Raw genomic sequence first — 5,629 nt, 5'->3', positions numbered from 1 at the left:
CTCGCGATGGATCGAAGATATCTTCTCGACATCTTCTGGACTAGCACGACGTACGAAAGCGGCCATAGCGGTGCCTAACGCCTGAGTTAAGCCGACTTGCGTAGTGGAGCCAAAGCCATGGCAAGCTTTTCCTGCCATGGCTTTGGTGGAACGAAGCAAGTTCGGCTTGAACGAATTGTTAGGCCTCACAGCCACTCCACTATGAGGCCGACAATGAGCAGTGCAAGGCCAACGAATGCAGACCCTTTGACCAAAGAACTCACAGGCGGTTTGCGAGGATTGGGTTTGAACGGGTTAGCAAACGACGGCGGTGAAAAGTACACCAAGGGTGCTTGCAGCAGAAATCCAAGGCCTTGCAGCAGATCATCAGTGCTGAAGGACGACTTGTAAAAGAAGTCAACTATGTTGAGCGTGCCAATGAGCGCAAACAAGAGTGGCCAAAAAAGACTGCGATTTTCCGAACTATCAGATGCCATGTGATCTTCCATGTGAGGCCTAACGCCTGAATTAATCCGACCCGCGAAGCGGGTTCGGCTTGAATGAATTGTTAGACCGCAGATAGTTAGTCAAAATCATCAATGGAATGCCGCTCGCCGCATTTTTTACACTGAAATACCATTTCATATGGCTCGATGCGCGTGACGTACTCTGCGGGTTCCCCGCAGTGAACCCACCATCCGATAGGATTGAACGTTGAGAAGCCTATAGTGCAAGCAAACACCGCCCGGTAGAAAGGCTCAGGCAAATCAACAGGAGTGTCTGCGTCATCAAAGAATTCAGCGTCAAAGAACGTGGCGTCGTACTTGTCCGCGGCCGCCCCACTTGCTATGCACCAAGGGCAGAGCGCCTCTATCTCCGACTGGCTGTAAACGACGCCGTCATAAAGGACTCCGCGAGATTGGCCACAACATTCGCAGGGGGCGTCAGATTGACGGATTGACCCAGAAGCGACAGGGTCTCGATGGTAGGGAAAAAGTGGTAGATCCAAGCTCACGAGAGGCCTCACCTGCGGTCTAACGCCAAAGTTAAGCCGAACCGCGTAGTGGAGCGAAGCACATGGCAAGCTGTACCTGCCATGTGCTTTGCGGAACGAAGCGGTTTCGGCTTGAACGCATTGTTAGGCCCCCACACGAGGAAGTGCAAGATGCGATCTGATGCGCTGCTGTCACCATGCCGGACCTACCGCTATGACCTGTGGCGAACGTGGCTTGGCGGCAACGGTTACGCGATGTTCGTGGGCTTGAACCCGAGCACGGCGGGCGAAACACAGGACGACCCGACGATCCGGCGCTGCATCGCCTTTGCCAAGGCGTGGGGTTACGCCGGACTGTGCATGACGAATCTGTTTGCGTACAGAGCCACCGTTCCGGGCGACATGAAGCGCGCCAACGATCCAGTTGGACCACAGAACGACGAGATTATTTGCCGCCGGTCTGAAGAAGCGGGCGTAGTGGTGGCAGCGTGGGGCGTGCATGGGACCTATGGCGGCAGGCATGAATCGGTGCGAGGGATGCTCCCCAAGCTGCACTATCTGCGTTTGACGAAAGACGGTCATCCAGGTCATCCGCTGTACCTGCCAAAGACACTGACACCAGTGGCATGGGGGCCTAACGCCTAAGTTAAGCCGAGACGCGTAGTGGAGCGAAGCACATGGCAAGCTGTACCTGCCATGTGCTTTGCGTAACGAAGCGGCTTCGGCTTGAACGCATTGTTAGGCACCAACGCCACGCTTGCGACGCCTGACCCAAACCCAAATCGCTACAACTCCGAGCGCAAGAGCTAGAACACCAACCCCGTAGCTCTGGTGCAGCACTCTAACGGCAACCTGACAGTACTGCTCTGGTGCATCCGCCATAGCTGGACCACAGTGGCCGAATCTCAAGGACGCGGTGGAGACCGCGCCCACCCAGAGATAAGCCGCCGCAAAGCCCGTGAAAGCCGAGGCTACTCCAATTGGCCAAACGGGAAACCGAGAAAGGTTCATTGGCGCCTAACGCCTGAATTAAGCCGAGCCGCGAAGCGGCTTCGGCTTGAATGAATTGTTAGGGGGCAACCGCATACAGTGAAGCCTCCAACCCCAAACCAAGCTCGCCGGCCAAAGCCACGAGATCCGGAGCAAAGGATACAGATTGCGACATTGTGTCTTTTTGCCACAGCCCGAAATCGAGAGAAGCGCTGACACCTGGAAGGGCTACTAACGCTTTTACGGCCGCAGCGTGCTCCCTCAGGAACGACAACGCATCAAGCACTTGTCCCGAGAGATCATCGCCGTCCCGGTCACTGACCAGGACGTTGAGCGAGGATTCTCGGTGATTGGCGTCAGGCAGAGGAAACGATGCCAGAAACGCCTCGGGCGCAAAGGCAGGCCCTGCTGCTCTGAGTACACAACCAGCCATGATCTCCAGTGCCCCCTAACGCCTGAATTAAGCCGCGCCGCGAAGCGGCGTCGGCTTGAATGAATTGTTAGAGCCCGCCCCAGACAGGTAAACCGGCGCGCCCAAGGCGGCAGCGTACTGCGATTGCGACAGGAACGGCCAGTACGTCATGTCGCCGGCGGAACAGAGGCGGCGGAAGTAGATGCGCCCGGCGAGGCCAAGTGTCAGCAAGTTGCCGACGGTAAGAAGCGCAGACTGACCGCGAGAGAGAACCGGCCACAGGTAAGGAAGGACTGGCTTGAGAAAGAGTACGCAGCGGGTAGCAGCGTCCCTCTGCGCTTGTGTCAGTTTGTCAGGGCCAGCAAGGCGGTGCTCTCGGAGGTCACAGTAAAGCAGCCAAAGGAACTGGTTATAGATCTCTCGGATTGCCGGATCGGTTGACTTGGGCACCGAATCATCGAACTGGAAATTAGTGATGCGCGCGCCAATGAGCCAGCGGGTTGACTCGGCCAGAGCTGCTCGAGCTTGCGGATCAATTGTCATAGGGCGCTAACGCCTGAATTAAGCCGCGCCGCGAAGCGGCGTCGGCTTGAATGAATTGTTAGGCTGCGGCCCCGCAAGAAGTTGGTCCGCTGCCAGTAGACGAAATTGGGCTTGCTGTTCGGGCGAGAGTACGCGGAAAGGTATGGGTATGGCGCCACTCTCGAGCTCAATAAGAAAGCCACGGCTGTAAGTGTGGACTGCCTTCACCTTGGACCAAACAACAGAGCCTGGACCGCCCTTGGTGCGTCTGCTCACACCCGTAGCGTCGATAGTGAAGTCGCATCGGCCGACACGAGACGATTTGTACACGAAGCCGATTGTTGCAACACACTGAAGCGTGATGCGCGCCAAGTGCCGCCTTACTCCGCTCAGCGTGCGTAAGGCATCCTCTGTATCGAAGGCGTGCTCCGTTACGAAATGCAGATACTCTCCGAGCCGATAGCGAACTGAGAACTCGATGCGCGACGAGGGATCCATAGCAGCCTAACGCCTGAGTTAAGCCGACCTGCGTAGCGTAGCCGACAACGTGGCAAGCTTTACCTGCCATGTTGTTGGTGTAGCGAAGCAGGTTCGGCTTGAACGAATTGTTAGGTGGCTCACCAGTGTTACTCCGACCTATGCACCGGAGTCAGGTGCGTGAGCATGCAGAGCCAGGTGTCACCTACCCGACGATAGATGTCTGTAATGTATTCGTCCGCTTGCATTGGCGCTCCATTGAACATGCCGGTGTTTTGGCCTCTGCCCGTGACCCAGGCCATGTCACCAGCCACGGCCGCATGTGTGGCCCTTTTGGTCATTGACGAATGAGTCAGACGACCGGAACCCACCACGTCAAGTATCCGGGAGCGTGGAACAGGCCCCGCCTCTGGCGTGACCAACAGCCAATCATCCGTGATGCACTCGGCGATCCGTTCAACGTCATTGGAGATCATTGCTGCGCCGAAGCGCTCCTCAAGGTCTGCGAGGAACTGTGGAATCTGTGTGGTGATCATTGGTTCACCTCGTTGTGTCCTGAGCCGCCTAACGCCAGAATTAAGCCGCGCCGCGATGCGGCGTCGGCTTGAATGAATTGTTAGGCACTACTGCCGGCCAGTATGACTTGTGCCATTGATGAAAAATCCGACTAGTCCCAAGCCATCTTCACGACGCGTCACCGTGAGCTTCATGTCCCCGGAAGTGAACGTGCCACCTGTCAATCTAACTTTGTAGTTGAGAGTGTAGTAGTCACGACCAGCGTCATTGCCCGCAAGTGCAGCACTGGAAAAACCGGGGTCGCTGATGGTGCCCATGAGTGGATAGAGCTTGTTGAGTTGACTAACCAATTCGTCGTGCGTGAGCTGGGCCTTAGCTATGCTGTCGAACGCCTCGTACATACCAGCATCGTCTTTTGCGTTGTACAACCTCACCATCTCTTCTGCTAGGGCGTTGGCTTCAGCCTCAGACACTCCAACCTCCGTTGACGAGACGGGCGCTACTTCAACGGTTCCGTTGGTCCGGAAGATGAGATAGCCGGTCGAGCAGAGATTCAGCACGAGCAGGCCTATAACGACAGTATTGAATAGCTGTGATCTTTCAGTAGCCATGATTTCCCCTGTAGTGCCTAACGCCAGAGTTAAGCCGAGACGCGTAGTGGAGCGAAGCACATGGCAAGCTCTACCTGCCATGTGGTTTGCGTAACGAAGCGGCTTCGGCTTGAACGACTTGTTAGGCCGCCGCACGCCGAGCTTGCGCCCGACCTTGCGACAGCCCAACCCTGAGCCGAACAGTACAACAAGTCTTGGCGCAGAGCTTGGGCTGGCACTTGGGACAACCGGAGCGAAGTAGGCCCGCTCGCGTGGCCAAGAAGTGTCACCGCGTCCTGTCCGAAGCCGACTCGTCAGGTCGAATCTTGCGGAGGGTCGCGCCTCCCCGAAGCCGAGGTGTTTCTGGCCCGGCTGCCGATGCGCTCACCGCGCGTGCGAGGTGCAAATGCCGTGGATGAGCGAAATGCTCGAACCCGCGTGGACCTTGCCACCAACAGTGCGGGAAACAAGGCCTAACGCCTGAATTAAGCCGCGCCGCGAAGCGGCGTCGGCTTGAATGAATTGTTAGGTGTGGACGCCGCGAGCAACCTAAAGGTTTTTGACCAAGTAGTAGCCACTAATCTTCCACGTTCCTTCGTGCTTGTTGAGAATGACCTTCTCTTGGACCTTCGCATTCGAGAATACCGTCTCGCAAACGATAGTTGCATACTCGCCAGGGGGCGAATTAGCTACAGCACTGTGAAGCCAGACCTCCTTCAATTCACGACTTTTGAGGCTCCCGACACCAGACCGGATTGCTCGAATGCCTAACGACCATGCGTTCCGCTCGGTGTAGATTGCCAGCACCGGGCTCGCATCGCTCCAAGTCTCGTCAACTTTTCCGTCATCGAGCCTGTCGAGAAATGCTTTTGCCGCCTTGGCAACAGCTGACCGCTCCTCAGGCGTACCTTGCTCCACCGTATCTGGAACGTCATCAACGCGAGCGCTGCACCCTGCGAGCAACACGATCGAGATCAGTACGGCCGACAGAATTCTCATAGAACACCTAACACCAGAATTAAGCCGTGCCGCGAAGCGGCATCGGCTTGAATGATTTGTTAGCGCTCAGAAATTGCCAGACTAAGTGCGACAAATCCAGCGCCCCGAAAAGGAGAGGTGAGCTGGCAGACTGGAAGGGACTCTTATCCG

At 56.5% G+C, this 5,629-nt stretch carries 9 protein-coding genes; 1 reads left to right on the top strand and 8 read right to left on the bottom strand.

The genetic code is table 11. The features are described from left to right. Positions 1 to 185 precede the first annotated feature (185 nt). On the bottom strand, positions 186 to 476 hold the full coding sequence (locus ACW5F0_RS14570; RefSeq protein WP_457000019.1) for a hypothetical protein: 291 nt from the start codon (positions 474 to 476) through the stop codon (positions 186 to 188). An 86-nt stretch (positions 477 to 562) separates the two neighbouring features. After that, positions 563 to 994 carry a CbrC family protein gene (locus ACW5F0_RS14565; protein ID WP_456966272.1) on the bottom strand — a complete coding sequence of 144 codons (432 nt, stop codon included), beginning with the start codon at positions 992 to 994 and terminating at the stop codon, positions 563 to 565. A 150-nt stretch (positions 995 to 1,144) separates the two neighbouring features. On the opposite strand from ACW5F0_RS14565, the gene ACW5F0_RS14560 reads away from it, so the two are divergent. Next, positions 1,145 to 1,618: a DUF1643 domain-containing protein gene (locus ACW5F0_RS14560; RefSeq protein WP_456966271.1), complete on the top strand. Its 474-nt coding sequence runs from the start codon at positions 1,145 to 1,147 to the stop codon at positions 1,616 to 1,618. Positions 1,619 to 2,042: 424 nt separating this feature from the next. Here the strand turns inward: ACW5F0_RS14560 and ACW5F0_RS14555 are convergent, their stop codons facing one another. The 6 genes from ACW5F0_RS14555 to ACW5F0_RS14530 all read right to left on the bottom strand — a co-directional run bounded on the left by ACW5F0_RS14555 (position 2,043) and on the right by ACW5F0_RS14530 (position 5,479). Beyond that, a complete protein-coding gene (locus tag ACW5F0_RS14555) occupies positions 2,043 to 2,396 on the bottom strand; it encodes a hypothetical protein (RefSeq protein WP_456966270.1) in 354 nt (117 codons plus the stop codon). A gap of 27 nt (positions 2,397 to 2,423) precedes the next feature. Beyond that, on the bottom strand, positions 2,424 to 2,918 hold the full coding sequence (locus ACW5F0_RS14550; RefSeq protein ID WP_456966269.1) for a hypothetical protein: 495 nt from the start codon (positions 2,916 to 2,918) through the stop codon (positions 2,424 to 2,426). A gap of 18 nt (positions 2,919 to 2,936) precedes the next feature. Beyond that, on the bottom strand, positions 2,937 to 3,395 hold the full coding sequence (locus ACW5F0_RS14545) for a YcxB family protein (RefSeq protein WP_456966268.1): 459 nt from the start codon (positions 3,393 to 3,395) through the stop codon (positions 2,937 to 2,939). A 128-nt stretch (positions 3,396 to 3,523) separates the two neighbouring features. Then, a complete protein-coding gene (locus tag ACW5F0_RS14540; RefSeq protein ID WP_456966267.1) occupies positions 3,524 to 3,910 on the bottom strand; it encodes a nuclear transport factor 2 family protein in 387 nt (128 codons plus the stop codon). Between the two features lie 87 nt (positions 3,911 to 3,997). Next, positions 3,998 to 4,501 (bottom strand): hypothetical protein, encoded by a 504-nt coding sequence (locus tag ACW5F0_RS14535; RefSeq protein ID WP_456966266.1) that lies wholly within the window; start codon positions 4,499 to 4,501, stop codon positions 3,998 to 4,000. A gap of 528 nt (positions 4,502 to 5,029) precedes the next feature. Continuing rightward, positions 5,030 to 5,479: a DUF4019 domain-containing protein gene (locus ACW5F0_RS14530; protein WP_456966265.1), complete on the bottom strand. Its 450-nt coding sequence runs from the start codon at positions 5,477 to 5,479 to the stop codon at positions 5,030 to 5,032. Positions 5,480 to 5,629: the final 150 nt, after the last annotated feature.

This window comes from Luteimonas sp. A534, assembly GCF_054072805.1.
The sequence above is the reverse complement of the archived record's forward strand: the minus strand, read 5'-3'. Positions and strand labels throughout refer to the sequence as shown.

Bases quoted from the DNA above. Each gene is read 5' to 3' on its own strand.
- ACW5F0_RS14535 (WP_456966266.1), bottom strand. From the start codon at position 4,501: ATGGCTACTGAAAGATCACAGCTATTCAATACTGTCGTTATAGGCCTG.
- ACW5F0_RS14550 (WP_456966269.1), bottom strand. From the start codon at position 2,918: ATGACAATTGATCCGCAAGCTCGAGCAGCTCTGGCCGAGTCAACCCGC.
- ACW5F0_RS14555 (WP_456966270.1), bottom strand. From the start codon at position 2,396: ATGGCTGGTTGTGTACTCAGAGCAGCAGGGCCTGCCTTTGCGCCCGAG.
- ACW5F0_RS14530 (WP_456966265.1), bottom strand. From the start codon at position 5,479: ATGAGAATTCTGTCGGCCGTACTGATCTCGATCGTGTTGCTCGCAGGG.
- ACW5F0_RS14540 (WP_456966267.1), bottom strand. From the start codon at position 3,910: ATGATCACCACACAGATTCCACAGTTCCTCGCAGACCTTGAGGAGCGC.
- ACW5F0_RS14545 (WP_456966268.1), bottom strand. From the start codon at position 3,395: ATGGATCCCTCGTCGCGCATCGAGTTCTCAGTTCGCTATCGGCTCGGA.
- ACW5F0_RS14570 (WP_457000019.1), bottom strand. From the start codon at position 476: ATGGCATCTGATAGTTCGGAAAATCGCAGTCTTTTTTGGCCACTCTTG.
- ACW5F0_RS14560 (WP_456966271.1), top strand. From the start codon at position 1,145: ATGCGATCTGATGCGCTGCTGTCACCATGCCGGACCTACCGCTATGAC.